Source organism: Candidatus Nucleicultrix amoebiphila FS5, assembly GCF_002117145.1.
Classification (GTDB): domain Bacteria; phylum Pseudomonadota; class Alphaproteobacteria; order Caedimonadales; family Nucleicultricaceae; genus Nucleicultrix; species Nucleicultrix amoebiphila.
This window is the reverse complement of sequence record NZ_CP008743.1, coordinates 117,698-143,629: the sequence shown is the minus strand read 5'-3', so window position 1 is coordinate 143,629 and position 25,932 is coordinate 117,698. Positions and strand designations below refer to the sequence as shown.

At 41.1% G+C, this 25,932-nt stretch carries 20 protein-coding genes and 1 riboswitch; of the genes, 9 read left to right on the top strand and 11 right to left on the bottom strand.

The genetic code is table 11. The features are described 5' to 3' along the window. Window positions 1-57: 57 nt before the first annotated feature. Complete coding sequence (locus GQ61_RS00660) at window positions 58-1,158, bottom strand: hypothetical protein (RefSeq protein ID WP_085783459.1); 1,101 nt, start codon at window positions 1,156-1,158, stop codon at window positions 58-60. Window positions 1,159-1,335: 177 nt separating this feature from the next. On the opposite strand from GQ61_RS00660, the gene GQ61_RS00655 reads away from it, so the two are divergent. Further along, window positions 1,336-2,736, top strand: coding sequence for a mechanosensitive ion channel family protein (locus GQ61_RS00655; RefSeq protein ID WP_085783458.1), 1,401 nt, complete (start codon window positions 1,336-1,338; stop codon window positions 2,734-2,736). Between the two features lie 12 nt (window positions 2,737-2,748). Here GQ61_RS00655 and acnA read toward each other — a convergent pair whose 3' ends face one another. Beyond that, complete coding sequence (acnA, locus tag GQ61_RS00650; RefSeq protein WP_085783457.1) at window positions 2,749-5,430, bottom strand: aconitate hydratase AcnA; 2,682 nt, start codon at window positions 5,428-5,430, stop codon at window positions 2,749-2,751. 93 nt (window positions 5,431-5,523) lie between these two features. On the opposite strand from acnA, the gene GQ61_RS00645 reads away from it, so the two are divergent. Next, on the top strand, window positions 5,524-6,072 hold the full coding sequence (locus tag GQ61_RS00645; RefSeq protein ID WP_085783456.1) for a cytochrome b: 549 nt from the start codon (window positions 5,524-5,526) through the stop codon (window positions 6,070-6,072). A 127-nt stretch (window positions 6,073-6,199) separates the two neighbouring features. Next, window positions 6,200-6,874: a hypothetical protein gene (locus tag GQ61_RS00640; RefSeq protein ID WP_085783455.1), complete on the top strand. Its 675-nt coding sequence runs from the start codon at window positions 6,200-6,202 to the stop codon at window positions 6,872-6,874. Window positions 6,875-6,950: 76 nt separating this feature from the next. On the opposite strand, the gene GQ61_RS00635 is transcribed toward GQ61_RS00640, so the two are convergent. Next, window positions 6,951-7,529, bottom strand: a complete 579-nt coding sequence (locus GQ61_RS00635; protein ID WP_085783454.1) for a biotin transporter BioY — start codon at window positions 7,527-7,529, stop codon at window positions 6,951-6,953. A 199-nt stretch (window positions 7,530-7,728) separates the two neighbouring features. Between GQ61_RS00635 and gltA the strand changes: the two genes are divergently transcribed. Further along, on the top strand, window positions 7,729-9,045 hold the full coding sequence (gene gltA / locus GQ61_RS00630; RefSeq protein WP_085783453.1) for a citrate synthase: 1,317 nt from the start codon (window positions 7,729-7,731) through the stop codon (window positions 9,043-9,045). Between the two features lie 290 nt (window positions 9,046-9,335). Here the strand turns inward: gltA and GQ61_RS00625 are convergent, their stop codons facing one another. Together GQ61_RS00625 and GQ61_RS00620 are read right to left on the bottom strand one after the other, a co-directional pair. Continuing rightward, window positions 9,336-10,688 carry an Rpn family recombination-promoting nuclease/putative transposase gene (locus GQ61_RS00625; protein WP_085783452.1) on the bottom strand — a complete coding sequence of 451 codons (1,353 nt, stop codon included), beginning with the start codon at window positions 10,686-10,688 and terminating at the stop codon, window positions 9,336-9,338. 688 nt (window positions 10,689-11,376) lie between these two features. Beyond that, complete coding sequence (locus GQ61_RS00620; RefSeq protein ID WP_198157350.1) at window positions 11,377-13,329, bottom strand: ComEC/Rec2 family competence protein; 1,953 nt, start codon at window positions 13,327-13,329, stop codon at window positions 11,377-11,379. Between the two features lie 56 nt (window positions 13,330-13,385). On the opposite strand from GQ61_RS00620, the gene gltX reads away from it, so the two are divergent. Continuing rightward, window positions 13,386-14,792 (top strand): glutamate--tRNA ligase, encoded by a 1,407-nt coding sequence (gene gltX / locus GQ61_RS00615; RefSeq protein WP_085783450.1) that lies wholly within the window; start codon window positions 13,386-13,388, stop codon window positions 14,790-14,792. Here the strand turns inward: gltX and GQ61_RS00610 are convergent. From GQ61_RS00610 to GQ61_RS00595, 4 genes are all read right to left on the bottom strand, one after another. Beyond that, on the bottom strand, window positions 14,789-15,496 hold the full coding sequence (locus GQ61_RS00610; protein WP_085783449.1) for a TetR/AcrR family transcriptional regulator: 708 nt from the start codon (window positions 15,494-15,496) through the stop codon (window positions 14,789-14,791). The genes gltX and GQ61_RS00610 overlap by 4 nt on opposite strands. 243 nt (window positions 15,497-15,739) lie before the next feature. Further along, window positions 15,740-17,923, bottom strand: a complete 2,184-nt coding sequence (locus GQ61_RS00605; protein ID WP_085783448.1) for a hypothetical protein — start codon at window positions 17,921-17,923, stop codon at window positions 15,740-15,742. 43 nt (window positions 17,924-17,966) lie between these two features. Further along, complete coding sequence (locus GQ61_RS00600; RefSeq protein WP_085783447.1) at window positions 17,967-18,689, bottom strand: hypothetical protein; 723 nt, start codon at window positions 18,687-18,689, stop codon at window positions 17,967-17,969. A 23-nt stretch (window positions 18,690-18,712) separates the two neighbouring features. Further along, window positions 18,713-19,429, bottom strand: a complete 717-nt coding sequence (locus tag GQ61_RS00595; RefSeq protein WP_085783446.1) for an outer membrane beta-barrel protein — start codon at window positions 19,427-19,429, stop codon at window positions 18,713-18,715. Between the two features lie 189 nt (window positions 19,430-19,618). Between GQ61_RS00595 and GQ61_RS00590 the strand changes: the two genes are divergently transcribed. From GQ61_RS00590 to GQ61_RS00575, 4 genes are all read left to right on the top strand, one after another. Then, window positions 19,619-20,425, top strand: coding sequence for a hypothetical protein (locus tag GQ61_RS00590; RefSeq protein ID WP_085783445.1), 807 nt, complete (start codon window positions 19,619-19,621; stop codon window positions 20,423-20,425). Window positions 20,426-20,468: 43 nt separating this feature from the next. After that, window positions 20,469-20,652, top strand: a riboswitch (cobalamin riboswitch). Window positions 20,653-20,735: 83 nt separating this feature from the next. Beyond that, window positions 20,736-22,610 carry a TonB-dependent receptor plug domain-containing protein gene (locus GQ61_RS00585; RefSeq protein WP_085783444.1) on the top strand — a complete coding sequence of 625 codons (1,875 nt, stop codon included), beginning with the start codon at window positions 20,736-20,738 and terminating at the stop codon, window positions 22,608-22,610. Continuing rightward, on the top strand, window positions 22,601-23,197 hold the full coding sequence (locus GQ61_RS00580; protein WP_085783443.1) for an energy transducer TonB: 597 nt from the start codon (window positions 22,601-22,603) through the stop codon (window positions 23,195-23,197). Before GQ61_RS00585 ends, GQ61_RS00580 begins: the two co-directional genes overlap by 10 nt. An 89-nt stretch (window positions 23,198-23,286) precedes the next feature. Further along, window positions 23,287-24,507 (top strand): hypothetical protein, encoded by a 1,221-nt coding sequence (locus GQ61_RS00575; RefSeq protein ID WP_085783442.1) that lies wholly within the window; start codon window positions 23,287-23,289, stop codon window positions 24,505-24,507. A 100-nt stretch (window positions 24,508-24,607) separates the two neighbouring features. Here the strand turns inward: GQ61_RS00575 and GQ61_RS00570 are convergent, their stop codons facing one another. Both GQ61_RS00570 and GQ61_RS00565 read right to left on the bottom strand, forming a co-directional pair. Further along, the gene (locus tag GQ61_RS00570) at window positions 24,608-25,153 is read right to left on the bottom strand and encodes a hypothetical protein (protein ID WP_085783441.1); all 546 of its coding nucleotides are present in this window, start codon (window positions 25,151-25,153) and stop codon (window positions 24,608-24,610) included. 183 nt (window positions 25,154-25,336) lie between these two features. Then, the gene (locus tag GQ61_RS00565; protein ID WP_085783440.1) at window positions 25,337-25,930 is read right to left on the bottom strand and encodes a hypothetical protein; all 594 of its coding nucleotides are present in this window, start codon (window positions 25,928-25,930) and stop codon (window positions 25,337-25,339) included. Window positions 25,931-25,932 lie beyond the last annotated feature (2 nt).

Genomic DNA, 25,932 nt, shown 5'->3' with positions numbered 1-25,932 from the left:
ACCCATTGAGACCGAAATCTCAATGGGCTGGGAGTTAATTTTTAAGAACCTATTTTTTTATTGGATAAGATCTGTATCAGAGTTAACAAGACCTAACTGTACCAATTCAGCTTTGCGCGTGAGATCTAAATCAATCGTCTGATTTTCACTACGCTTCTTTTGTAGTTCTACAGCATCAAGAAATTCTCTTTCTGATTTAACAATCATTGGACCTTCACCAACTTGATGCTTCTTTTTTTTTGCATCTACTCTTGCTCTAAAACCTTTTTTGCTCAAAGTTCCACCCATAATTTGGAGATCTACTTCACCAACTTCTTCTAAAACAAATGTTGGTGTTGATGAGCTTCCTTCATCACCTGTAATAACAAGAGGTGAAGTATCTTTTAGAGAATCTTTTGAAGAATCAACTTCTTCTTGAAGGTCCATATCAAGAATCTGGCCATCTACAAGAGTTGGATTGCTATCTACAATAGGAGTAGTAGTATCGCTCTCACCGAGATCTTCATCTAAATTCTCTTCTGGAGCTACGTAACTTACAGTCTTTTGTTCTGTCTTTTTTGGAGAGAAACACCAGCTTGCAAAATTTGAAATTCCCTTGAACATACCATTTTTGATAGCAATAACAGGTTGGGCAAAAGTATGACCAATCGCAACGCTTGTTGTGAGATCTAACATCAATTCTTGTTCAGATGTTGCTCCAGACATATCAAATGTGCTGCTGACAACTTTTTGTCCCATGATGTAAGTATAAGCAGTTGCAATGCAACCCACTTCAATCGCTGAATCAAGCAAACTATTCACTAGGCTAGCAGGACGAAAACCATTTGAAACAATGTTTTTTCCAGATGTAAATACGACTTCAGACACTAAAGGAGCTAAAGCAGTAACAAAACCCAGATGATTTTGTGCATCAAGATTGTAACGAAGACCATCTTGATCCAAAGTATCACGAATGTAAGGCTGAGAATAAGCAACGGTAGCAGCAGTACCAGCAACGAATAAAAGACCTGCACCTTGTACGAGAAGCTCTTTACCAACAGAACGCGCTTTTGAAGGTCTAGCATCTACCTCAAAATCATCTCTTGAAGCATGAGAAGATGACAAAGCAGTTGTTGCCATCAGAATAGATAACGTAATTGATTTTAATGAGTATTTCATAATTTTCTCCCAACGAATTAATATGAACGATGAAATACATGTAGGCGTGGTTTTGGTGATTTCAAGGCCACCCAAATTTAATTTTTTCTGATCTAAAATCTACGAAAACTAAGGGGCTAGATTTCATAGTCTCGATTCGTTATCATAAATAAAATAAAAATTATAAGAAGTGCTGGGATGCTGACCTTAGGTGAACTAACGAATTACATTAATGCCATTCAAGACTGGGTCATCAATCGTGTATTAACGCATTCAGCCCTTATTCAAATTGCCGTGGTCATCGTCTTAAGCGGCATTGCTCAATTCTTTTCCGAAAAGCTAAAAGAGCGCGTAAAAGCTTTTCACGAAAAATATCCTTATTTTACAGTCAGTCGTCATCAAGTTTACAAGGAGGGTACTTTTCTCCTGACGCTCTTTGTTTTGCTTTGGGGAGCGCTCATCTTTATGAAAGAAAACTATGCTGATTATGACATTATTGAGATTTGCGCTCAGCTTGTCACTGCATGGTGTGCCATTCGTATATTCTCTTATCCTTTCGAAGATTCTTTTTCCCTACGTTTTATATCCATCAGTATCATGATGATTACCGCCTTAAACATATTGGGGTTATTTAATGCTACAGTCGATCTTATGGGGAAAATCTCCGTTAAGATCGGACTCTACGAAATAGGTCTTTATGAGCTTTCTTTACTCACAATGATTAAAGTAACCATTTATTTTATTTTTATCGTTTGGTTGATCAAGATCATTACCACTATCGTTAAAAATAAATTTAAAAAATCGTCTGACTTAACGCCTTCACAAAAAGTTTTGTTCATAAAACTCATTAAAATTGGGTTATTTTCTTTTGCCTTGATTATCAGTCTTCAAGTCATTGGATTGGATTTAAGAAGTCTTGCCTTCTTTAGCGGTGCCATTGGGTTAGGCGTGGCCTTTAGTTTGCAAAAGGTTTTCTCTAACCTCATTAGTGGATTTATTATTCTTCTTGATAAGTCTATTAAACCTGGAGATGTTATAGCCGTTGGCAATACCTATGGATGGGTTAAAAAATTAAATTCTCGTTATGTCTCTTTAATTACGCGAGATGGTAAAGAACACTTAATTCCCAATGAACTACTTATCACTGAAAGAGTCGAAAACTGGACTTTCTCTGATAATAATTTACGACTCCACATCCCTATACATATTTCTTATAGTAGCGATCTACACTTGGCTCGCAAGCTAATGCTTGAAGCTGTTGAAGGCCATCCGCGAATTTTAACAACGCCAACGCCAACTTGCCAATTACTTTCATTAAGTGATAGCTCCATCGACTTTGAGATACGCATCTGGATTCAAGATCCTGCAAATGGTACAGGCAATATCACCAACGATCTTTTAACAATTATTTGGGATAAGTTTAAGAAAAACAATATCCGCGTTCCTTCTCCTCAGAGAGAAATTATATTTAAACCCTCCTCTGCTTTTCTAGACTCCCTCATAGAAAAATTTCAGGAAGCAGATATTCTGCCAAAGAAAAAGAAATCAAAGCCTAAAACGACCCCTCAAAAAGCCATCAAAGCCCGGAAAAAGAAATAGGTTGATCCCTCGTTAAGCGGCGCCCATCATATTTCTCAGAACATAATGGAGGATACCACCATGAATGAAATATTCTTTTTCATCCAAAGTATCGATGCGACATCTTAATAGGAACTTTTGTTGTTCGCCATTTTGACGATGCACAATGCAATCCAAAGCTATGCGTGGGCTAATTCCTTTTTCTAGCCCCAAAATATCAAAAGTTTCGCTACCATCGAGTTTAAGAGCCTGACGGTTTAATCCATCCATAAATTCCAAAGGTAAAACTCCCATCCCTATTAAGTTAGAACGATGTATGCGTTCAAAACTCTCCGCAATGACCGCCTTTACCCCCAATAGGTTTGTACCTTTCGCTGCCCAATCTCTAGAAGATCCGGTACCATACTCTTTCCCTGCAATAATTACCAAAGGCACGCCGTTCGTTTGATAAAGAATAGAAGCGTCATAGATTGACATTTCTTTGCCTTCGGGCATATGACGCGTGACTCCTCCTGTTGTTCCTGGAGCCATTTCGTTCTTGATACGGATATTAGCAAACGTGCCGCGCATCATGACTTCATGGTTACCACGACGGGATCCATAGGAATTGAAATCACTTGATTCAACCCCTTTACCAATAAGGTACGTTCCAGCTGGGCCATCTTTTTTAATGGATCCTGCAGGCGAGATATGGTCCGTGGTAATGCTATCACCTAAAATAGCTAAAGGCCTTGCACCATGGATATCTTTGAGTTGTTGAGCTTGCTTTGGCATAGCCTCAAAATAAGGAGGATGCTTAACATAAGTACTTTTGTCTTCCCATTCATAGGTAAGACTTTCCGTGCTCGAAAGTTGTTGCCAGCTTTTATCACCTTTAAACACATCACTATAACGCTTTTGAAACATCTGAGGTGTTATCGCCGTCTTTATTGTGTCGTGAATTTCTTTATTGGTAGGCCAAATATCCTTTAAATAAACAGGATTTCCATCTTTGCCCATCCCAAGAGGTTCATTTTTTAAATCAACTTTTAGGGAGCCTGCCAATGCATACCCCACAACAAGCATAGGAGATGCCAAATAGTTTAATTTTACTTGAGGATGGATACGTCCTTCAAAGTTACGATTTCCAGATAAAACACTACACACAGCTAAATCATTGTCATCTATAGCTTTGGCAATTTCAGGTAAAAGCGGTCCTGAATTTCCAATACAAGTTGTGCAACCATACCCTACTAAATTAAATCCCAAAGCATCTAGGAAAGTCTGCACACCAGCTTTGGCAAAATAGTCAGACACGACTTGAGAACCGGGTGCTAAGGATGTTTTAACCCATGGTTTGGGTTTAAGACCTTTTTCATAGGCGTTTTTGGCCATTAATCCAGCCCCAATCATCACCGCAGGATTTGACGTATTCGTACAGCTTGTAATTGCAGCTATCACCACATCTCCGTCTTTCAACTCAAAAGTTTCACCATTTAGAGTCACTTTTGCGATTTTACCTGTTGCATTTTCAGCTTTTAAAGCATCGACACAATTATTCACGGCTTCTGAAAGTAAAACTTTGCTTTGAGGCTTTTTAGGTCCGGCAAGAGCTGATTCAACCTTAGCCAGATCTAATTCAAGTACATCTGTAAAAACCGGCTCAATCTTCGAATCACGCCATAAACCTTGCTCTTTAGCATAAGCTTCAACTAACTTAACGCGCCAAGGCTCACGGCCTGAAAATTCAAGATACTCAATCGTTTTCTGATCAATCGGGAAAAACCCGCAAGTAGCTCCATACTCAGGAGCCATATTGGCGATAGTGGCGCGATCTGCAATTGAAAGAGAGTCTAATCCCTCTCCATAAAATTCAACAAATTTGCCAACAACTCCCTTTGCACGCAGCATTTGAGTCACGGTTAAAACCAAGTCAGTTGCAGTAGCGCCTTCTTTCAGAGAACCTATTAATTTAAAACCTACAACTTCTGGAATTAGCATGGAGATGGGCTGACCTAACATTGCAGCTTCTGCTTCGATACCACCGACGCCCCATCCCAAAATAGATAACGCATTAATCATAGTTGTATGACTATCTGTACCCACAAGTGTATCAGGATAAGCAAAAGTTTTTTCATCAATAGTACTGGTCCAAACTACCTGCCCCAGATATTCTAGATTCACTTGATGACAAATACCTGTTCCAGGGGGAACAACGCGGAAGTTGTTAAAGGATTTTTGCCCCCAATTGAGAAAAGCATAACGTTCACGGTTTCTGTCATACTCAAGTTTGACGTTACTATCAAAAGCTCCCGTTTCAGCATAATAGTCTACCATCACTGAGTGATCTATAACCAGGTCTACAGGAGCCAAAGGATTAATTTTCTTAGGATCTAAGCCTGCTTTTTTAATAGCTTCCCGCATAGCCGCTAAATCAACAATAGCCGGCACTCCAGTAAAATCTTGCATCAAAACTCTTGCGGGCTGATAAGCAATTTCACGCTCTGAGGTTTTTTTCTCAGTCCACGCGCACAGCTCTTTAATATCATCGACGGATACTGTACGTCCATTTTCATAGCGCAGTAAATTCTCCAACAAAACCTTTAAAGACAAGGGCAAACGTGAAATATTACCCAGCTGTTCAGAGGCCTTCTGTAAACTGTAGTAAGTATAAGATTTTCCATCAACTGTTAGATTTCTTTCCGTCTGAAGACTATTCAGGCCCCTTTTCTGCATAACTGATCTCCCCTTGCATTCTGTTTCTCAAAAATTTACCATAGATTCTACAAAACACTCTAATAATAAAAGATAAACGAGAGGTTACCAGAAATGATCAGAAATACTAAAAACGCTTGGGGAAGCATCAGCCGCTTATTTCACTGGAGCATAGGATTATTTATTCTCACTCTAATTGGCGTTGGTCTGATCATGATAGACATGGAACCCTCTCCTCTAAAGTGGCAGATGTATGGTATTCATAAAGCAACAGGCGTTTCAGTTCTCGTATTGGTGGTAGTGCGCTTGATCTGGCGTTTGCAAAATATAATCCCTGTTCAACCGCACTTAGTCCCGCTCTGGCAACAAAAAGTCGCCAATATCAGCGTTATCCTTCTTTATATTTTGATGTTCACGATGCCCTTAAGTGGCATCATCATGTCTCTTATGGCCGGTCACGAGATTAATTATTTTGGGCTCTTTACGATCCAACCTTTTACGCAAGAAAAAACAGTCATTGGCGCTATTGCTCGTGAAGCGCATATTTATTTTTCTTACCTACTAATGGGACTCTTAACTCTTCATGTTCTGGCGGCTCTTTACCATCATTTTATTCTTAAAAACAACGTCTTAAGGCGCATGCTTTGGGGAGAAAGCCGCTAATTCTTTTCACAAAATTATTAAAATTAAATTTTTTATAGATTTTTTACCATTTGCTCTTATACTCATGACGTTGAAGGTATGAAAAATATCTTAAATACTTAAAATAAATCTTATAAAGGGAGATACCATGAGTAAATTATATCTATCCGTTGCAGCTGCTGTACTTGCACTTGCAATCACACCAGTTCAAGCGAGTGAAGAAGTCGTCGGTGGTCATGATGCACCTGTTATAGCACCTGAAGTTAAAGAACTTCATGAAACTTCTGAGCCAGCTACACAAGCACAAATCGAAAAGTCAGTTGCTAAAATTAAAAAGCATATGGAGATTTTAAAAGGTTTATCCGTTGGACATCCTTCAAAATCAATCGTTGATTCAGCAGCCCAAGTAGTTGCGGAACACACTACAAAAGCAGAAGAACACCTAGAAAAAGCTGCAACAGCAGAAACAAAGGGTGACGAAAAGGGTGCTACAGTAGAAACTAATATGGCTGAAGAACATGCACATGCTGCGACAGCTGTAACTGCTGCAACTGATGCTGCTCATACAAGCGCTGATGCTCATAAAGACGAGAGCAAAAGTGGTGAGCCAGCTGTTCATCAAGACGTAGATCAAGCAATGCAAAAAGCTGAACAAATTTCAGAGACAGTAAAACAAGAAGAAACAGCTCATGCAAAAGCTCCAAAAGATGCAGCTCATTACAAAGCTAAGTTAAAAGAACTCAAGAGCAAGGTAAAAGCTCTTGTTGGTAGCGTCAGCAAAACAAAGTCAAAAGAAGCAGACGCTGCTAAAGCTGCTTCCTAAAGCAATTTGCTTTAACGCAATTAAAAAAGGCTTGGTTTTTCCAAGCCTTTTTTTTATTCGCCATATATTTTTTAGTTTATTTGGTGCGCCAGAAAAACGGTACGATCAAACTCAACGTCATAATTTTTAGAAAATCTCCATAAAGGAACGGAGTGAGCCCCGTTAATAAAGCTTTATCGAGTCCTACAAAGAAAGACAGCTGCATAACACCAAAAAAATAAAGCGCGAGGCTGCCTAAAAGCTGCGCAAGAAATACACCAATAATGTTCTTCCCCCAGCCATTTTCGACTAAATAACCTGAAATCACCATAGCAAATGCCCAACCAACAATATATCCGCCTGTTGGCCCCAAAAAGACAGGGAGGCCAATTAAACCATTAGCCCCACTCGAAACTGGCAGGCCCAGAATGATGAGTCCATAGAACGAAAGAATAGTGACAAGAGAACGACGCATTCCATAGGTCATACCAATAAAAAAGATCGTCATAGTCTGCAAAGTTATTGGCACGGGTGAGAGAGGAATTGTAATCTTAGAGCTTAGTGTTAACAAACAAAGGCCAACCGCGATAAGCGCTATTTCAGTAATAAGTTTATAGCTTTTGCTCGGCCACCAAATGCTTTTTAAAGGGCTTTGCAAGGAAAGTAATGATGTCATAGCTGACTCCCAATCATTTTTTATTGATCAATGAATTTTAAAGATTCATTAAATATCTGTGGCTAATGTTATAGGTAATGTCAATAACCAAGTGGAATTAAGATCTTCTTTTAAAGATACTGATTAGTTAGAAAAGCGCCCCCTATCGACAAAATATAAATTATGCTAAAATTGAAAAAATAAAATAAAGGATGAAATCATGGGTGAAACAAGCAATAAATCCGCCAATATTGCATTCAAAGATGAAAATGGATCTTCTCAAGTGATCCGTTTGGACATCAAAACTGGAACGATGGGCCCGACAGTGCTTGATGTGAGCAAACTTTATAATGACTATGGCTATTTTACATTTGATCCAGGATTTACATCTACGAGCAGCTGTGAATCAAAAATTACTTATATTGATGGAGAACAAGGTATTTTGCTCCATCGGGGATATTCAATCTCTGATCTTGCAACCCAAAGTGACTATCTTGATGTTTGTTACTTGCTCTTAAATGGTGAACTGCCCAATCAAAAGCAAAAAGAAGGCTTTAATAACCAGATTGTTCATCATACCATGCTTCATGAACAACTCCTCAATTTTTATCGCGGATTTCGTCGTGATGCTCATCCCATGGCGATCATGGTGGGAGTTGTAGGTGCTCTTTCCTCCTTTTATCATGATAGTCTAGACATCCAAGATCCTAAGCAACGTGAATTAGCTTCCATTCGTTTGATTGCCAAGATGCCAACGATTGCCGCAATGGCTTATAAATACGCTATTGGTCAACCTTTCATGTATCCTCGTAACAAATACGGTTTTGCAGAAAATTTCTTACATATGATGTTTGCAGTTCCTTCAGAAGAATATCCCATGAACCCAATTCTTGCTCGGGCCATGGATCGCATTCTGATCCTTCATGCAGATCATGAGCAAAATGCCTCTACATCAACTGTACGTCTGGCAGGATCCAGTGGCGCCAACCCTTTTGCATGTATTGCAGCAGGAATTGCATCACTCTGGGGACCAGCTCATGGAGGAGCTAATGAAGCTGTCTTAAATATGCTTAAACAAATTGGCAATAAGAACAATATTCCTGAATACATTAAAAGAGCTAAAGATAAGAATGATTCTTTCCGGCTTATGGGATTTGGTCATAGGGTCTACAAGAACTATGACCCCAGAGCTTCAGTTATGCGTCAAACCTGTTTCGAAGTCCTTGAGTCTTTAGGGTATAAGAGTGATCCCTTACTTGAGTTGGCCATGGAACTTGAAAAAATTGCTCTTGAAGACAATTACTTTATAGAAAAGAAACTTTATCCAAACGTGGATTTTTATTCTGGTATCATCTTTAGAGCAATGGGGATTCCTACCAGTATGTTCACAGTTTTATTTGCCGTTGCGCGTACCGTAGGTTGGGTTGCCCATTGGAACGAAATGATCCAAGATCCAACACAAAAAATTGGGCGTCCTCGCCAACTTTATACAGGCGAAAAGCCTCGAGATTATGTGCCAATGGCTAAACGAAAGTAACAGCCAATATCGAACAATAGAATGCTAAGGGAGCCTGACTGTGTGGTTCACACAAATTAAGTTAAAACCAGTCAATGACAATAAACTTCCTAAAATGCTCTTGCTTAAACGCGCGCTCTTTTTTCTCATCCTTATTCTAGCGATCGTCGCTGGGTGGTATTTTTTATTTTAAGTCAATATTCTCTCACTCATCCTCCCGGCCAAAGCTTTACGGAAAGCCTGTTCTCATCTTACTTTCTAACATCTGAATTCCGACCTCTAACAGCTAGCCTTTGCTCCGCTTCTCTAAATCATTGTAACTTTTTAATTTCTTCTTCTGTCAGGTCGGTAGCAGAAGAAATATCTTCAAGACTAAGATTTTTCTTTAACAATCTTCTCGCAATCTCAAGGCTGGCCTCTTTTATGCCTTTTTCTATGCCTTCTTTCATCCCTTCTATTCTGCCTTTTTCTATCCCTTCTTTTATTCCTTCTTCTTTTTGGGCGCTCACATAATGACTAATATTTTGACGTTTGATATAAGCTTCCTCATAGCGCATCATCACATCTTCTGGAAGCGTTCGAATGGTGTGATAGGCTTCCTTAATCACCGGTGACGACACACTCTGTTCAACTTCTTCCATAGACTTTAAATGACCATGGGCGAGCAACTCGAGCCACTCGCGATAGTCCGCAGACTCCCCCGCTAAGACTGAGAGAGGTTTATGATGGGATAAAGCCCCAAGGTTAATATCGATGAACTCAAGACCGCTCCGTGTCATTCGGGGAACCTTCTTCTCTGCTAACACAAAATCCCGGCGTAATTCATCTTCTCCCCAAGGCTCCATCCGATACCAGGGCAGAAGTTGATGAAGGTGATGGGGCACCTTGGGCGGGGTTTCAAAGAGGCTAATCCCAACGACTTTTCTTACTTTGTCAGCAAGGTCTACATCCGTTTTAAGCTCTGACCATTTAAACCCCTTGGGAAACTGGCGATGAAACAAACCACACACATGATCAAGAATACGAATGTCCCAGAAATTCTGCGGTTCAACTTGCACTTCCACATTGATCAACCCAAACCGTGTTTTACAAATCAAATCCAGCTGGGTATTGCGCTCTTCTGCCGGCAGCGAGGCCACAAGATGATAATAAATCGGCGCAAGCTGTTTTAAAAACTCACGCATCTTACCCATGGATCTATTGGTCCTGGCATTGATGACAAGGGGATCCTTCAGGTCCTTCTCAACCTCCTTCATAAGAAGGATATGCTTTTTATCGTTTATAAAACCTCTGAGCGCTGTAAAACTTTTAAGAGGATTCAGGGCCTGATCCAAGTATTCAGACTCTAGAATTTCTTCTCCCAAGACGGCACTCAAAAAGGAATTCCGAAAATGATCCTTTTGCATCACATGCTTAAACACCGAATCCTCGGTCGCATGGATGTAAACGCCTTTGGGATATTTTTTGGGAAACTCTTGGCGCGCTTTCTGTGCAAAAGACCGATGCTGGTTTTTTGGAAGGAGAGGCTTGCTTCGAAGCGTAAGTCCCTTCATGCCATCGACCAGGTCTTTCATCAAGAACGACCCCTGGCTGTCGCCAGGACTCATCATAAATAAACCCACGACACTTGCTATAAATTTTGGACGCATCCACTGCAGACCCATGGAACACTCTCCTGTTCGAAACGTTACACACCGCCCGCATGATTCTTTGATTTATTTAGAACACTCTATCCATATTTATCACTATGTCAAGTTTTTTGTCAATTATGTGCCTATAGAGATTTTGTAACTAGTCTCTTACTTATAATGATAATTATCATTGTATTTCTAATTAAATGAAAATAATTATTTTTATTTTTAAATCTTTTTACTTGACATAGTAGTTATTTAATATTATATATGACTTATGTTTGTTCTGCAGAGCGGCATTTTACTACTCACTTTCAAACAGAGAGTCAAAAAGCAAAGCATAATGCGTCCCAGTATATTCAAAATACAAAGCACATCATGCAGATTGCCCAAGATGCTCAGGGAGAGAGAAAGTAGTAAAAATAGTTGAAGTAAAAAGGTCCAAAGATCTAAAGACCGCAGCTTAAAAGATCTTTAAAGTACCAGGGTCAGTTGCCCGCCGGCCCAGTACTTAATTAAAGATTTTGAGGTTGTTAAACTACACCTTCCTCGAGGAAGGAACTTCGAGAGAGGATGAGGGAAATCCTAAATGCCTCTTTTTGTTGACTATCAGACTCTTTCCTCCCTCGCCAGAGATTATAAATCTGGTTGGGGGAGTGAAAGGGTTGATATAAATAACTTAAACACCATGGAGATAAATGTAAAGAGCCAATTTTAATCTTTAAATCCCAGAGAAAGACCGTCGACCCCAAGGTCGACGGTTCTCTGAAAACTGCTGATGCATCGTCCCTTTTCTGGTCAACCAGATAAGAACCCCTTTGCCATATTCCGCTTGATTATTGATCAAGAGAGTTTGTTGGCGTTGTGCTATGGATTGTCCTCTTATAATCAACGGATTTTCTTCATTTTGCCATTTTAAAACGCTTCCTTGTCCCAAAGCACTCATCCATGCTTTGCGTGCGGCTCTCTCATGCACAAGACTGTTCACCATCAACTGACCGTCCTCCAACCGCAGACCGATCAACTTCCCTTTTGGCCCGATCATCAGATCTGGCAGCGGTCTGATTAGATAAATCAAAATTGATACCCCGCTCACGCCAATCCCCAGCCAACGCCAGCTCTGGGTCATTAAGCAACACCACAATAATCCAAAAACCATCAGGGCAAAGACCCAAGTCTGTATCTGAGGCACGAGAATCTCAGATCCCGGCCACTGAGCAACACTCTGAGCAACGTTGATTAAGCAACCAATACTTAGATTGAGCAAGCTTCCAATAAAATCGAGTGGTACAAAAACATAGATAACTGTAAGGGGCATAATGATAAAACTCATCAATGGAATGCCAATCAAATTGGCAGACAGACTTTGCAGGGTAATTTTTTTAAAAGTGTAGGCAACAAAGGGTAACGTAATCGTTGAAGCAATCAGCGTAGTAAGCATCACTCCCCCCACATAAAAGGACAAGCGCGCTAAAATAGAGCGTCTTCTGTAATGTCGACTTACCCATTCACGACTCCTTTCATAATAACTTATCAAGCCTGTGACAGCCGCAAAAGAAAGCTGAAAACTTGGATTCAATAAGGCTTCTGGCATAATCACCAAAATAATCATAGCCGCAAAAGCTAAATTCCTAAGACTAATCGCCGGTCGATCAAATAAAATGCCTAACAGAACTATCGTCGTCATCATAAAAGCTCTAAGGGCGGGAATAGGAATTCCACAAACTAAAAGATAGGCAAAAGTAAAAAAGAAAGCCAAGCAAGCAGCCATTTTCTTGGTATGCCACCGCAGACTTAAAATTGGAAGCATGGATAATCCTCGACGCACAACCAAAAATCCTAGCCCTGCCACTAACGTTAGATGAAGGCCAGAAATCGCTAAAAGATGTGCAAGACCGGCGCGCGCAAACATATCTTTAGTCTCTTGACTAATTCCAGAGCGGTCTCCAGTGACCAAGGCAGCTAAAATCCCTCCCCTTTCTCCAGCAACGCCCTGTCGTAGCTTTTGAGTCAGATCGTTCCGAATCCTTTCAATTCTGTTTGTATAAGAAAGTTCTTTAACGTCTATTTCTTGAATGTCTAAAGGTTTTATGGCAAAGCCAATGGCACTAAGCCCTTCAAAATAGGCCTTACGCCTAAAATCAAAACTCCCGTCAAAAGGAGGCAGAGGAACAGGTTGCAGAATAAAGATTCCTTTGACTCGATCCCCGGGTGAAGGTAAAGGATTAGGCCGCAACGCCCCTCTTAGAGAAATTCTTACCCGACCTATGGTTTGGTTAAAACCATGAATACCGTTTAAAGTTAAGCGGGTCATACCATCAAAATCTTCAACCTTCACAACCTTGGCCTGAAGCCTTAAAATCTTTGTATCTTCTTCAAGCATTGGCGTTGCGAGATACCAAGTTTTTAGGGTCGCCACGAAATACCCAAGACTTAATATCCCCACACCTGCCAATACGAGGCGTGCACTCTCTGTTTTGATCAAGCCCCGACAAAATAAAGCTGTGACACACATAAGAAAGCTTGGCCAAAAGCTAGAGGGTTCCTTGTCTAAAGAAAAATAAAACCCAATCCCTGTTCCTAACGCAACAGGCGACCACAGGATCCAACGATCCTTTTCAGCTTCAAAATTATCATAAAGCCACCGTGCAATTACCTTGAAAGTATGGTACATACTCCCCCTATAGAATTTTAAATGCCCGATAACATTTTTGATCATAAGGAAAAAATATGTCTGTTGTCACGCGATTTGCTCCGAGTCCTACCGGATTTTTGCACATCGGCAGCGCCCGTACGGCTCTCTTTAATTGGCTTTATGCTCGCAACCAAGGAGGAAAATTTCTCCTTAGAATTGAGGACACAGATCGGGCACGGTCAACTCAAGAAGCGATTAACGTCATTATCAAAGGGCTAAAATGGCTCAACCTTGATTGGGATGATGAGGTAATCTTTCAGTTTGCTCGGGCCAATCGTCATCAAGCAATAGCCCACCAACTTCTGGCAGAAGGTAAAGCGTATTATTGCTATTGTACGCCTGAAGAACTCACTGAAATGCGTGAAAAGGCAAAAGCTGAAGGACGTCCTCCCCGTTATGATGGACGTTGGCGCAACCGAGATCCAAAGGAAGCGCCCGCTGGTATTTTGCCTGCGCTACGTCTCAAAGCTCCGTCAACCAGAGAAACCATCCTAGACGATTTGGTTCAAGGACGCGTCGTAGTTCAGAACGAGCAGCTGGATGATATGGTCCTGCTCAGAGGCGATGGCACACCCACTTATATGCTGTCCGTGGTTGTCGATGACCACGATATGGCGATTACGCACGTCATTCGCGGAGATGATCATTTAACCAATACCTTTAGACAAAAACAAATCTACCAAGCCATGGGATGGGATGAGCCTTCCTTCTCTCATATCCCTCTTATTCATGGTCCCGATGGTGCCAAGCTTTCTAAACGTCATGGCGCCTTGGGTGTTGATGCCTATGAAGCTATGGGCTTTTTGCCTGAAGCCATGACCAACTATTTGCTGCGTCTCGGCTGGAGTCACGGCGACGATGAGATCATCTCCATGCAACAGGCGATTGAATGGTTCAATATTGCAAGCATTGGCAAGTCCCCTGCTCGCTTCGACATGGCAAAGCTTACAAGTGTTAATGCGCATTATATGCGCCTTCGTCCCAATACTGACCTCATCGAGCTCATTCGCCCTTTGCTTGTGGACAAACGTCAAAAGCCTCTCTCTCCAGAAGATGAGAGTGTATTAACGCGTGGCATGGAAGGATTAAAGCAAAGAGCCCGAACTCTAGAAGATTTAGCCGATAGTGCCCTGATCTATGTGAGTGGCGAACGCCCTATTCCCCTGGATGAAAAGGCGCGCAACTTATTAAATGAAGAGGCGGTAACTGTTCTAAAGCCTGTCATTGATGTGCTTGCTCACCTAAGCGATTGGCAAGAAGCTTCTCTAGAAGCAGCTCTTCGCGCCCATAGTGATGTTCAAGGCCTTAAATTCGGTGTGATTGCTCAACCTCTACGTGCGGCCCTTACAGGTCGCGGGGTATCCCCTGGAATTTTTGAAGTCATGGTCGCTTTAGGCAAAGAAGAAAGTATTCAACGCCTCAAAGATATCGCTGACGCTTAGAAATACAAGCGCGCGCTCATGGAGGGTTTTATACGTATACCTTGGGTTGTTGGTAGTTCTTGCGTTTCTTTTTTATGACTATAAAAGTTTAAAAACAGAGCCACGGCGGACTCAATCGTTTTATGAAGCGCATCCTTTGTTGGTTTATGATTCACAATGCCGAACCAAACAGGATAAACCGCGGCCTCTTTTATCATCCCGACCAGTTGTTGGGCTCCCATATAAGGATCGGGAAAGTGCAAAAGCCCCCGCTGTTGTTGCCCCTGAAGATAGGTTGCAAGCTTTCTTAAAAAAGGCATATCCCCATGGGGCCAAAGGGCACTGGCCAAATTCGGAAATTGATTAATCTCGCCAATCACGCGACGCATCAACTGCGTTGACCGCTTGTTGAGCAAAAAATTCACCATCTGTAAACAAAACACCTGTAAATTCTCACGGATTGATACGTCCGAATTAAAGGCCATCTGGGGCATCGACTCCGTGTACTCTTCCAAATGCTGAGTGATCATGTCGCTAAAGAGACGCTCTTTATTTTGAAAATGCTTATAAACAGTTACTTTTGATGCATCAGCCAACTTGGCCACTGCCTCCATACTGGTCCGTTCATAGCCTTCTTCAATGAAGAGTTTTGTAGCTGCATCAATAATTTCTTGATGTTTACGATCATAAAGACGGTCGAGCCGAGGTTTATTCAAGGACGTCATTGGGCACCACGCAGTTTAACAGAAGTTCAACCTACATGTTTCAGATTAACATAGATTACGCAAGGACAAAAGATGCCGCCCCCGGATCGAGAGTGTCATCGCGAGACTCTTCTTAAAAGTCGTGGCGATCTCCAGCGTGTTTAACCTAGATTGCGTCGCCCTGCCCCCCAATGACAGTAAGGAAAATCGCCATAAAAAAAGCCCCACTAAAGGGGCTTTTTTAAAGGTTAAAGTGGGCGCGTCTTAAGGCGCAACGGCACCGTCAGTCATTTTTACTTTACCAGCTTGGCTACCATTTGTTAAATTACTGAATACCACAATCTTTTCAACAACGGGAACTGCCGGTAGAACCGCGGCTAATCCACCAATTTGAGTATCTCTCACTTTGAATCTATTTTGCGTTCCTATACCGCCTATCCCCCCTGCAAACAAACGTGCTTGTGCCGTTAAGCCTAGTGCTCCAACATTTACAGGCCAACGGATAACGAACTCACGATCTCCTACATTTTTCGTATCATATACTGCCGCAGCTCTTGGGATAGTACCAACTGGTTGTGCTCCAAAGCCGTTTTTAATCGCCCACGCAACAGCAGTTCCTATACCCGCAGCTGTTCCACCTTGAGCGTTTCCATCTACCGTTGCTTCTTGAACAGCTCTAATTTGGTCTTTTGAGGGCGCAGGAAGAGCACCGGCACCGGACATGAGTTCAACAGCCGCATCAAGTCTTGCCCGACTAAAGCCAGTCCATGTACCACCGCCTAATGCATGTAAATGATCAGCAGCTAAAGTTTGTTCCGCTGTAGGCCCCCCTATTCCCAGCACTGCAAGCTGTGCTGCTCCTGGATGAACACCACCACCTCCGCCGCCACCTACAGCAATGTCAATTGCTGCTAAGGTATGTACACCCCCAACACCAAGACCAACCAAAGCATCAATACGTGCTAGAGTTGGGGCTGGTACCGCAGGAGCACCTAGATGTCCTCCACGATCTTTTTGTAAATAGACAGTAGCGTCCACCTGATTCGCGGTCGGTGCAGCAACCGCCGCATGCGCTAATCCATTTGCTGGATTTGTTTGCAAATATTCCGTTGCCTCAATTTGATCGAGGTTGGGAGCCCCAATCACTGCTCCCACAGTAGGATTTCCGGGAGCAGCCCCGTGAAGCAAGTAATAGGCCGCATTAAATTCAGGAAGCGTAAAGGCATTCTTTAACGGATGCAAAAGATCCCCAGTCGCTAGGTTTTCAGGCGTCAACCCCACTCCAAGCACGCCAAGTCGCGGAGCCCCAACGTGACCATGGGCTAAAACTTCATTATCAATCGCCGCTAAGGTATGTACACCGCCAACACCGAGTCTAATAAACGCATCAATCTGCGCTAAAGTTGGCGCAAGTACTGGAGCCGCAGCAAGTCCGGCACCATTCCTTTGTAAATAAACTGTGGCATTCACGCGATCCGCGTTTGGTGCAGCAATTACCGCATGCCCTAAGCCTCCTGCGTTTGTTTGCAAATATTCCGTTGCCAGAATTTGATCGAGGTTGGGAGCTCCAATCACTGCTCCCACTGTGGCATGTCCTGGAGCAGCCCCGTGAAGCAAGTAATAGGCCGCATTAAATTCAGGAAGCATAAAGGCATTCTTTAACGGATGCAAAAGATCCCCAGTCACTAGGTTTTCAGGCGTCAACCCCACTCCAAGCACGCCAAGTCGCGGAGCCCCAACATGACCAAGGGCAGCAATACGCACTAATTCCCCTGCAATTGCCGGAGCATTGGGATTAAGATCTTGTGCAGCACCATTAACCCCTCGTAAAAGGTTATCCGTGGCTTCTAACTCTTGGGTTGTAAAATGGCCAGCGTTTGGTAAAGCCGCTAATAAACCTGCAGCCGTCCTTATATGCTTTGCCGCGGTAACGTTTGCAAGGGTGAGGGCCACGACAGCAATTTTTGCACGACCACTCGCTGCATCTCCTTTCACAAGATCTTGTGCAGCTTCAAAATCGGGAAAATCAAAAGCAGGGTTTAAAGCAAAAAGTTTAACTGCAAGTGCAATTTGTTTTGCCGTAGGCGCTGGATTTGCAGCATTCCCCGGAGCTCCAGGAAGACCGGTTAAATGGACGATCGCGGGATTTGCAACGGCCCCTCCACTGGCCTTTACAGCTGCAACAATCGCAGCTGGAGCTGTTCCCTTCGCAGCTTTTTCCTTGGTTTCGACGTAGGCTTTGATATCTACACCAGAAGGTTTGGCCTGTTCAGTAACTTCTTTGAGCAATTCAGGACTTTTCACAATTTTGGCCGCTGTTGAGGCATCTGTATGAATACCACGGGCTTCCAAGCTTTTTTGAGGGGTTGCAAACCCTACACTTGTGATTAAAACCGATGTAGCGATACCAAGCAACAATCGTTGTTCAAATTTATTCAGTTTTTTCATTCATTATCTCCCTATTTCGGTTTTTTTTCAAAAGCACTCTATCCTATTCGCCTAGAACATCTTTTTTAACCGGCTTTCCTCTTCTTTTTCCTGTTACCAGAGTCTTTTGTTTAGGCTCGTCTTCTATCGTATTGACAGCTGTTACAACAACAGCTTCTTGTTGCACGATAACTTCTGGTTGAGGATTAAGGAGTGGTTCAGGAATAATTTCATCTTGCTGTTCTTGGACAACGTTTACTTTTACCTCAGGTTGAAGAGGGGGAATTATATCATCCTGTTTCTTCTGCTCTTTAGTAACTGGATCGGGTTGTGGTTGCAAAATAACGTTGTCTTGTTTCTCTTCAATCGTAACTGGATTTGGTTGTGGCACCACAACAACTGCAGGCTGTGGTACGTCTACTTTCTTTGGAAGATTTGGATGATTTACAGGCTTTTTAAAAACACCTTCATTTTTTTTATCTTCTGCTCCTTCAGGATTGTTTTTTGTTGTCTCTTGACTGACGAAAATCTCACTACTCTCAAAACTAAATCCTAACTTCGGTTTTTTACGAACAACGTATTCTTTGGGTGATTCTATTCTTTTTCTACTTTTAAATTTAGTGATCAGTTGAGGATTTTGAGACATAACAACGGCTGTCTCATAATCTGTATGAATACCGTGCGCTTCTAAACTTTTTTGAGGTGTCGCCCAGCCTGCGCTTGTTATTAAAACCGATGTGGTTATCCCTAACAATAAGTGTTGCGTTCTATAAGTCATTTTTTTCATTTAAAAGTCTCCCTCATTTATTTTTATATTTTTACGATAAAGCCCAGGCGCGCCGTAAAGAAATTAGGGCGGTAAGAACTGGAATAAAACACAGCATTGTTATTGAACAGGGGTGCAATTTCATTCCCAAAAGATGTCTTAGAAACTTTTGAATAAAATTCTCCAGCAACGTTTGCAACTAAAGAAACACGTTCAGTGGCGGCAAACTCTAGACCTAAGGAAGGCACAAATCCAACTTTTGTCTCAGTCTTCTTAAAAGATCCATTCCCGAGCACGTTAATAACTTGTAGTTCAAATTGAGAAATACCAAGACCAAGGCCAAGAGTTCCATGAAAACGGTTTCCCAACACTTTACCAACGCTAATGCCAGGAATTACGCTTACATTTTTGCGTCTGAATTTATTCAAAAAAGGAGCATTCGCTTGCGTAAATATTTTGGTTGCTTCTTTACTTCGATTAAAATTCAATACAACGTCGCCGCCAAAGCTTACGCCATTAGCAAAAATATGACGATACCCCCCAATAATTCCCCCCATAAAATTGGTCTTCGAGGCGGATCCCCCTGCAGAATAAGGTCCTGGTGCACCAAGACGATCATCAAAGAGTGTTGAGAATTTACCGCTCATACTGCTAAACCCCAAATGGCCACCGGCAATAAATCCGGATTTAAAGTAAGCTGCTTTGGCTGGTTGTGAGAGAAGTGCTACAGTAGAGGCAAGTAGAAATGCTTTCCTTAACATATTGTTTTCCCTGTTGTTTTTTATTTTATCGATTGTGATTATTACATAAGGATTTGAATTTTAAAAGAGCTCTTTAAAATTACAGCACATCTATGCCGTATTATGTCATCAGTGCCACACTTTTTGGTTTTTATTGTGACGGCAGGATGTTATAGCATAAGCCAGCAATGATTTTTAAGGACCAAAACCATGCTACAGAAGACTTTTTCTGACCTGAAACAAGATTTAAAAAAACAATACTATTGCAAGGTTCCTTTTGCGATGAGCCATGAACAGATTCAAGGTGCTGTTGAAGCCTTCATGGAATTTTTAAAACAACCCGACGACATTAAACATCACATTCATTATAAGATAAGCGATATTCATCGCCGCGGTGATGTTGGGTTTATCCATCGAGATCCCGAAGACGACATCTATAACGATAGCAAAGACTATTTCCACTATCACGATTCCATCAGGGAACAGTATGCAGATTTTTTGCGCGCCCATCCAGGAGTGAATAACTTTATTGAAAAAGCGTCCCCTATTTGGAAAGCTGCGCAAGAAACTGCTCAAAATATTTTAAAACCTTTTGATGCTGACTCTCCGGGCCTTTATGAGCGCATTTTTGGAGCCAAACTGCCGCACGTTATTTTGCGCTTTATTTGTTATAATTGGGAAAGCGCGCAAAAAAGACTCGCCAAAGCACATTATGATGCTGGTTCTTTTACTTTGGCGCTGGCTGAAAGCGAAAGAGGTTTGAGAATTGGTCTCGATGAAGACAGTTTAACGCTTGTTGAACATCACCCCAATGAGGCTCTCTTTTTCTTAAGTAAGAATTTTTCAAAGTTAATCAATAGCACGGATTATAAGCCAGCTTGGCATGATGTTATTCAATTAAACGATCAGATCATCGGTAAGCCTTATGCTCGTTGGTCTGTGGTTTGTTTTCTCGATGCCAATGATATTGAGGCCGAGTCACGAGAATCTACACACACCTGTGCTGCAGCCGGTTAACAAAAATTTGATCGAAGAGCTTGCGCTCTTAAAATAATTGGATAGAATTCGTTTTTGTAAGGGTGCTCTCTTAAAGAAGAGAGATAATAGGGAATGCGGTCAAAACCGCAGCTGCCCCCGCAACTGTAAGCACTATAAACTCTTCAAAACATACCACTGACATCTGTTGGGAAGGTCTGAAGAGAATGGGTGAAAGCCAGGAAACCTGCCTTTGCAGCCACCATTATTTTTAACGGGGCGTTTGAAAATAACGGAAGCATCACTTGCTCTTTGGTGGCGTTGTTTATCAATGACCATTTGGGAGTAATCCGTGAGACCTTCGTGTCGTCAATTTATTGGACTGAGCTTTTTAGCCAGTATGAATCTAAGTACATCCTATGCTGCAGAAACAGTGTTAAAGGAAACGATTGTAAAAGCAGAACCACTCTCAAGCGATACCCAAGAAGATAGATCTCCCATTATGGTTAAGGCCACAAATGAAGCTTTTAGAGAAAAACAATATACTTTTGCCGTTGAAGCCCTTCAAATGAGCCCGAGCCTCAGTGTTGTTCCGAGCGCTTTTAATCGCGGGCTTCCACGTACAGAGATTCGAGGATCAAACACCTATAATACCATCGTCTTAATCGATAACGTTCGAGAAAACGACCCAGGTGTTGATGGTGCCTTTAATATTACTGATCTTACCCCACAAGATTTACAGAAGATGACTGTTCTTCCTGGACCTCGAGCCCTTTTTTATGATCATCAAGCAGCAGGGGGTATTATCCTTTTTGAAACAAGACGTGGGAAAGATAAACCAAAACTGAGCTATGATCTTGAAGGCGGCCAATATCGCACACAAAAAGCAGGATTGAACATTGAAGGGGCACAAACGAGCCTTGATTATTATTTGGGAGGATCTTTTTTAAGGACTGGAACAGGCGTACAAAAGAATCGTCTCCATGGCAATAGAGTTGCCGATCATTTTCAAAATGGGAATGGCACCTTAAGAACAGTTTTTAAACCCGCTTCTCATTTTGAGACAGATGTGACGGTGAGAGCAGGCGAATCGCGCGTTCTCCTCAATCGTCGTGCACAACCATTTTATACAGTCTCGGATAATTTTTCAGAAACAGACAGATATTTTTTCAAAGTAGAAAATCGCTTTGAGACAAACGATAAAAAAAGTCGTCATCGTTTACTCCTAGCCAATAATGGCACAAGACGCACAACAATGTTTGATGCCAGTCCTTATCTCACCCACGGAGAAAATCAACAGATTAAATATTATTTTGACTGGGATATAAGTAAGTTTCATACCTTAACGCTCGGTGTCGAGCATTTACGGGAAATCGCTAATCTGCAGAATGTCGGCACAAAAACTGATCACCTCACAACGCTCGTAAGTCAATATAATAGGCATCTTTCAGAACGTCTCAAACTGATAATCGGTAGTCGTTTTATCAAGCACCGAGAATTTGCAACCAAAATGACTCCTTGGATCGGCTTGGATTATGATTTATGTGATAGCACCACAATTTTTACAAGCTATGGCTTGGGATATCGCTTTCCCTTGATTATGGATCTTTATCAATCGCACCCCAACAAAATTGGTAATCCGACCCTCAGGCCAGAAAATACGCGCAGTTTTGAATTTGGCGCGAGACAAAGTTTCCTTGATGAAACCATTATTGGCTCCCTCACCTATTTTCACCTCATCAGCACAGATTTAATTTCCACGCGTCAATTACCCAATCAAACTTTTCAAAAAATCAATAAAGGTCGACGTCGTTCTCAGGGACTTGAGACAAGTCTCACCTATAAAATTTCCCTTAAATGGGATCTTCAAGTCGCCTATACTTTCATGGATGCGACGGAAAGTGCCCGGGACCAACGTGCTTTATATCTCCCTACCCATACCGTTTCAGGAGGCCTAAATTTTAAGCCTCAAGAAAATCTTAAAACTTTTTTGAGTGCTTATTATAAAAGCAGTCAAGGTGATTTGAACTTCGCTGTCTTCCCTGCTCAACCCGTCTCTCTTCCTCCCTCTCTCACAATTAGAGCAGGAGCAAATTATATAATTGATGATAGTTTTGAAATCTATGGACGTGTTGAAAACGTGTTAAACGATAAATCGGAATCTTTTTATGGCTACGGATCACGCGATATTGGGGCTTTTGCGGGAATGAGAATCACATGGCAATAAATGAAACTTCTTTTGTTTTGAAATCTTTGGCTTTTCTGCTTTCAGGACTCATTCATAGTGCGCTTATTGTAAGTGTCGTCAGCATGCATAGTTCTCCTTTAAAGAAAGAGGCTTCCCATTTCACTGTTGAATTTGTTACCCCTCAACCCCGTCAATCGAACAAAGTTATTCATAAGATTGCAAAGATTAAGAAAACGTCACAAAAAGGTTTCATCAAATCTTTTAATAATACTCTCAGAAGAGACCCTTCTGTTTTGCCAACAACTGCAGAATCTCACTCCTCTCCCTTACTTGCGCCTTCTTATACTGAAGTTTCCTATAGCTTGGGTTCAAGTCAAACGCCCATGCCCATCTATCCTACTCTTGCGCGCAAAAAAGGCTTCGAGGGCCAAGTTATTCTTCTCGCTCACGTGAATACTGACGGAAGAGTCTCCGCCCTAAAGCTTTATCAATCTAGTGGATTTGAATGCCTTGATCAAGCAGCCCTAGAAACTGTAAAACGCTGGAGACTTGAACCAGCAAGAAATGGTGCTCAAAAAATAGCAAGTAACATTAAAATACCAATTCGATTTTTATTAAAAATATAATCAATATTACAATAAATTAATTTATTTGATTTCTTACATATCATTGCCTATTTGTCCAATGTATCCATTTTTTGAGAGAAAGACGTTTTATGAAATCTATTTTAATGAATTTTGTTTTTATTGGCTCACTTGGAGTGTCTAGTCTATGTTATGCTTCTAGCGGCCTTGAAGAAGAGGTTCCATCACATGCGCGCACTGCTCAAACAGGACAATCGGATGCTGAAGGGCACATGGTTGAAGAATATTCAAATGACAAAGCGCGTTTTCTTCAGGATATCCTCGCGTGTGTACGAGGTCTATCCTTTGCATCAAGCTCTGAACTAGAGAATGCAGAGTTTTATAAAGCCTCGTTACGTAGAGCTAATATCCTGACGCGCGATGAAATCGATCTTCTGTTTCCTAGAGCACTTACAGAAACAGAAAAAAACATTGTTAGTACCTTTCTCAATTTTTATGGATGTTCTGATTCAAAACAGTATTTAATCGGCTTAATGGCTCCCATAGAGAGTGATTATACCGAAGAACTTTATATCAAACGTATCAACGCTCTTGAAAAATCTAGAGACATAGAGACCATAAAATCTCGATATATTGAGGGTGCAACCAATTTCATATTTAAAAAGGATCAATTAATAAGGTTTTATTCCAGCTTTCGTAAATCAGCCAACTTATATACAGCGACTTTTCTTGAAGCTGCAGAGACCCCTTTCAAAACCATGGTTTTAGGTTTTCTTAAAGCACGTCAATCTCAAGAGAATGTTTTGTTCGATTTTTTCAAGGCCTCTGGTTTTACAGGCAAGTGCAGTGTCGATAAAGTGAGAAAATTTGAGTCTTGGATCACCGAAACATCCAAAACATTCAAAGGTAAACTAAGAGATGATTCAACAGACGCCATCCATAAACTAAGAAACAAACCCCTAACCTGGGATCAATTTGTTACACATATTATTGGCGTTTTTACGGATCAAACTGATAAAAAAATATTCAAGATAAAAACTCAAGTATTTTCTGGGAAAATGTCGCCAACAACAGCAGCTGGATATATTGTGAATAACATTAAAGCAGACGCGATTTTTGATTTAAAATTTATGAAAATTATTTTGACAGATTGCCCTGTCTTATTTGAGGGCGAAATGAAATATAATGCAAAAACTCGTGCCTTAGTTACTAAAAAGTTTGGAGAAAAGGCTAAGCTTGTAAAAGATAAAAATACAGGCGATAAAACAATCGTTATTGATTCTATAAATCAAACTTTAAAAAATCTTATTAAGGAATCAATTACTGCCCAGTTACAAGCTGCATTTGAATAAAAATTCTTTAATAACCCTATCAAGAGTATCATTGCAAGTCTTCAACGCTGTGAAGAACTTGCAATGATGGGATTCATCGTCACCTATTGAAATGTGACATCTACATATTTTTGCTTAACCATCCTGATAATTTTGTCGCACGCTTAGCGACGCATCCATCCTTCATAGTAAGAGCATTAAATAACCCCGGAAACAATATTGGATTCCCCATAGCAATTTGATACCCTTTACTTACAATTGCCATAGGTTCATAGCACATCTGCATCACAGAATCGGTTAACGCTTGACCGCTTTTTCCTGTCAGTCTCTCTTGATTATATTTAAACAAGGTAATGGGTCGGTGAAGAGACGTGGCTCTATTCTTAATGAGCTGTAGCCCTTGAGATAATGTTTTGCTTTGTTTAAAGAGCGCCGTAAAATCTTCAGAATGATCTACATAAAATTCGCAGAGTCCTTCCATAGTCTCTAAACTCTGACGCTGTGGTATAGGTATCATTTCGTACTCAGGTGTAGATCTGATTGTTTGCTTAAAAAGTTTATAATTTGCTTGAATTTCTTCTGGAGACCACTTGAGGTCATCAGACGCATGAACCGTACTTGTCAATAATAGCATAAATAATATTACTTTTCCGACACCCTGAAACAACAGCCTCTCCCTTAAATTTTGATTTAATATTGAGTAAAATTTTTGACATATGTGATTCAATTAGTCAATATTATTTAATATATGAATGGATGGATAAGTTGATTGATCCCTCTCTTAAAGGGGATGTAAGGATCACCGCAGAAGCGAAGTGGAAGAAAAGATTAATTATAATCCGTTTTAGATTTATGACCTCTCTAAATTGAGAGAAGATAGTTGTGCTGTTAACCTTTTTTCAAACCATTTGGCAAGAGATTCATATCGTTTTGCCACGCAGCCGTTTTTTACAGCAATCGCCCTAAATAGGCTTGGTTGGGCAGAAGTATTTTCAATCGCTATACCATAGGCATTGGTTAAAGCGACTAAGGGTGTAAGAGAAAGATTGCGGACGGCACTTCTTAAAAGGTGTGGATTTGCTTTTTCAACCCCCAACAGAATCATCTTATTGTAATTAAAAAGAGTTATACTGTGATTAAGTGCCCTTTCTAATTTTTTAAATTCCTTTAATGCACAAACAACGCCCCCTTTTTTTTCAGGAACTAGGTTTTCAAAAACCTTTGCATGACTTCCATAAAACTCAAAAATTTCTTCTGTGGCCCCCATATTGCTTTTATCAACCTGTGCAAGGTCATGATACTTTGGCGTCTGATGGATAATGTCTTTTCTTTCACTATATTTCTGAGGAAGATCTTGTTCCTCGCAACTTACTTCACCAAATCCATCAGATGAAAAGCAAGGAACAGCAGCCAGTAGAAAAATAAAAAAGAGAAGGGATTTCATTA